Genomic DNA, 3,765 nt, shown 5'->3' on the forward strand with positions numbered 1-3,765 from the left:
ACAGATCAGGGATTCGTAGCGCCGCGATCGGTCGATCTATTAGACCAGATCCGCAGTGAGTACGAAACGCGCACAGGGCTTACAATTGAGTGGGCCGATGATGTATTCTTGGGCGTGATTACGCAGGTCATCGCCGAGGTCATGGGTAGACAGAGCGAGATGCTACAGGCGATTGCAGACTCCCGCGATCCCGACAACGCCACCGGTCACCAACTCGATACGCTCGCCACACTGGTAGGGATAACGCGTATACCGGCAGAATTTAGCGCCGTGGATCTCACGCTTGGAGGTGATCCTGGTACCGAGATCGACGAGGGCAGCGAGGTAGAGCATCCTAACGGATCGCTTTGGTATACGCAGGAAACAGTCGTCATAGAGACGGGCGGCACCGTCGAGGTTCAAGCGAGGCCGGACGAGACAGGGCCGATCACGGCGTTCGCGACAGATGAGTGGGAGATCAACAGCCCCGTCGAGGGGTGGGACACCGTGACCAGCGCGGAGGACGCGACGCTCGGACGTGATCGAGAGACGGACGCGCAATTGCGCCTGCGAAGATCGCAATCTCTCCAGATCCTCGCGGGAGGATCGGTCCCAGCGATTCGCGCTAATTTACTGGAAATCGAGGGAATCCAGGCGGCGATCGTGATCGACAACGACACCAACGATCCCGAGACGATCGCGGGCTTTACACTCCCCAACAAATCAATGGCGGCGATCGTCTATCCCGCGTTGACGACGGAACAGAGCGAAGCGCTGGCGGCGGAGATTTACAAAAGAAAAGCCGCCGGGATCGAGTCGGTAGGCGACGAGTCCGCGACCGTCACCGGCGGCGACGGCTTCGCGAAAACGATCCGCTGGTTTATCGCGGACGAGATCGACGTTGACGTGGACGTAGAATATACCGGCGACAGCGGACTTGAAGACGAGATCGAAGAGGCGATCGAGGATTACTTTGCCGGTCTTCTCGTGGGCGAGCGCGTGCGCGTACTCGCGATCCTCGGCGCTATCGACGACATCGACGGCGTGATCAGCGCGACCGTAGAACTAAACGGCGGGAGCGCGGACATCGAACCCGCGATCACAGAGATCGCGGTGCTTGATGATCTAGCGGTGGCGGAGGTATAATGTCAGATTTAGTTTACATTCCCGACTTCCGTGATATGGCGTCGTCGCTCTTGCTCTCGCAGTACCGCGAATCTCCACGTGTACAGGCGCTAATCAAAGCGCTGGCGGGGGCGACACAAGAGATCGAGGATATATCTTTTGATCTTCTCGTATCAACGACGATCACCGCCGCGAGCGGCTGGGCGCTTGATCAATGGGGCGCGGTCGTGGGAGAGGATCGCGGCGGACTAGACGACGAGGATTATCGGCGTTTCATCGAGGCCAGGATCTTAGCGAACTTAAGCGACGATTCTACCGATCGCATGATCTCGGTATTCGAGATCGTCGCAGGGCCGGGGGAGGTCAGGCACTTTGAACTCTACCCCGCCGGATACGCGCTAACGATCAAGCGAGATTCACCCTTGACAGGCGCACTTCGATCGCGTATACGTACACTAATGCAATCAATCAAGCCCGCCGGTGTCGGCCTTACACTCATCGAGGGTAGCCGTCAAGCCTACCAGTATGACTTAGGGCCGGGGCTAGACGATGGCGAATTTTCGAGGATTCTATGAGCATAGATCGACCGACAGAAGATCCTACGTGGGCCGAAGATCCAGAGAGCCTAATTAGCGAGCCCGAAAACGAGCGCGCGCGCGGCTGGCCCTTTGGGTATTTTCCGCCTGCGGATCAAAAAAACTGGCTCCAGCGAGCCGTTGGTCGGTGGATCGACTATCTCGATCGCACAGGCGGGGGAACATTTGGCGAGCCCGCAGAGGCCGCCGAGATCATGGAGCCTCGTGCCACGGCTTCGATTGCCGTCCCGCCCGGAGTGCCCCTGTCCCGCGAGCTAGACGATCTCCTCGATCCCCTTGACGTCGTAGATGACTCGGCATCGACGCAGTCGATCGGGCGGGTGCCTGTGTCTGATGGTCGGCGGGTTTTTATTACAGAGATCATCGAATTCTCATCTCCTTTCAGGGGGAGGGTCGCAGCTTTCGAGGTCCGAGACGGGGAGATTCAGCGGGCCGACGATACCGGTATCTTCGGAGAGGACATAGCCCCTACTGCGATCGACACTGACGGGCACTCTCTGGCGGTCATCACCGAGGCCGTCGGGGGCGACGACCGCAGGACGCTGTCAGCTTACGACGCAGATGGGGATCTCGAAGAGCCTCGCTGGAGATACGATCACGAATCAGAAGTCGAAGAATTTGACGCATCGCACGTCGTCTGCTACGGGGAATGGATTGCCTGGGTGCGGATGCTCGACGACACGGGCAGCGGAACGCGATTTTTTGTCGAGGGGTTCGCCGCCGACCAGACCGGCGAGGTCAGCGAACCGGACTGGTCGCTTGAAATCAACGCCGCGGGCGACCTCGAATCAACCGAGGAATACGTTTGCAGCGGGATTGCGTCGAACGGCGAATTTCTGGCGGTACACATTCACGGCGACTCGAACAACACGACCGACGTCACCAACGATTCGTTCGTGTTTCTGCTCGACGCCAATGGGGAGACACCCGACATCGACGTCGACCAACCCGACACCGTCGGAATCTATGAAGTTGCGTCGACGACGGTCGGAAAACCGTCGATGCCTCATAGTGATCTCCGCACCGTCGTGTGGTCGGGAAATCGCTGCTATGTCGGCACGCGATCCGACGTGCGCGGGATCGAATCCTTCCATTTTCGGCACGTACCAGACTACAGCGACTACAGCGATCTGGTCAAGCCCACGCTGGATCTATACTGGAGATCGGACACGTTCGGCCCCCCCGAAGGCGCGGGGGGCGTGCAGGTGTTCTTGTCGACCGATGGAGAAGATCTACTCTTTTCATCAGGCGCCGATCCTGCCTCGCTACACTACCGCGTACTGTGCGATCTCCGGGCGACCGTGATCGGTATACAAGTAGGCATCGACGATCCCGAGACTGCGATCAGGACACAGATGGTCTTCGAGGCTGATCCTGGCGACGATTGGGATGAGCGGGTCGACTCGTTCGCATCGATCGACGGTCTCTACGGGTGGTCTGTGGCGGGATCGATCGACGAGGGATCTCCTGGCGCCCCGCCTAAAGCGCTACGCGCTCTATCGCTAGGTCGTCAATCCCGCCAGATGGTTCGCACCGACCCGACGGACCGGTTCAACCGTCCGTTTCACGGTGTGTTGATTCCTACACGATAGAGGACCACAATGATCGACGAACTACAAGCATTTATCGACGACCACGGAATCAATCATTTCGGTGCCGACGAGATCGTGCGCGCGCGGCGCTGGAATAAGCTACTCTCACCCGATCGTGATCTGTGGGATAACGTCATCCCGGCGTTGACGATCGCGGACTGCGCGCGTGAGGCGTTGGGCGCGCCGGTGCGCTGCGCGAGCGGGTATCGTGACAGCCGCTATAACGGAGTGCTGCCGGGGGCGTCGCCGACGAGTGAGCACCTGTTTTTCAGGGCGCTCGACCTACAGCCCGTTGATCCGACTTTGATGGATCGCTTCCGAGAGATCATGATCGCGCTCGTTGAATACGCACGCTCGCAAGGCGTTGACGCCCGCATGATTCACTACGGCACCTTCGTTCACGTCGACGTCGGCGCAGCGGAGGGCAAGCCGCGTGGATCACGTCTTTCGTTTTGACAAAATATAAAGTCTCG

The 3,765-nt window shown here is 59.1% G+C and carries 4 protein-coding genes; all 4 read left to right on the top strand.

From position 1 onward, the window contains the following. Positions 1–1,125 (top strand): baseplate J/gp47 family protein (locus ACJWXQ_RS06475; RefSeq protein ID WP_406672403.1); only part of this gene is annotated, 1,125 nt, incomplete at its 5' end. Beyond that, positions 1,125–1,679, top strand: coding sequence for a DUF2612 domain-containing protein (locus ACJWXQ_RS06480; protein WP_406672404.1), 555 nt, complete (start codon positions 1,125–1,127; stop codon positions 1,677–1,679). The genes ACJWXQ_RS06475 and ACJWXQ_RS06480, both read left to right, overlap by 1 nt. Beyond that, positions 1,676–3,292, top strand: a complete 1,617-nt coding sequence (locus ACJWXQ_RS06485; RefSeq protein WP_406672405.1) for a hypothetical protein — start codon at positions 1,676–1,678, stop codon at positions 3,290–3,292. The genes ACJWXQ_RS06480 and ACJWXQ_RS06485 overlap by 4 nt, the downstream gene beginning before the upstream one ends. A gap of 9 nt (positions 3,293–3,301) precedes the next feature. Beyond that, complete coding sequence (locus tag ACJWXQ_RS06490) at positions 3,302–3,748, top strand: D-Ala-D-Ala carboxypeptidase family metallohydrolase (protein ID WP_406672406.1); 447 nt, start codon at positions 3,302–3,304, stop codon at positions 3,746–3,748. Positions 3,749–3,765: the final 17 nt, after the last annotated feature.

The organism is Natronospira sp. (assembly GCF_007134575.1).
In the GTDB taxonomy this organism is placed as follows: Bacteria; Pseudomonadota; Gammaproteobacteria; order Natronospirales; family Natronospiraceae; genus Natronospira; species Natronospira elongata.

Bases quoted from the DNA above. Each gene is read 5' to 3' on its own strand.
- ACJWXQ_RS06480 (WP_406672404.1), top strand. From the start codon at position 1,125: ATGTCAGATTTAGTTTACATTCCCGACTTCCGTGATATGGCGTCGTCG.
- ACJWXQ_RS06485 (WP_406672405.1), top strand. From the start codon at position 1,676: ATGAGCATAGATCGACCGACAGAAGATCCTACGTGGGCCGAAGATCCA.
- ACJWXQ_RS06490 (WP_406672406.1), top strand. From the start codon at position 3,302: ATGATCGACGAACTACAAGCATTTATCGACGACCACGGAATCAATCAT.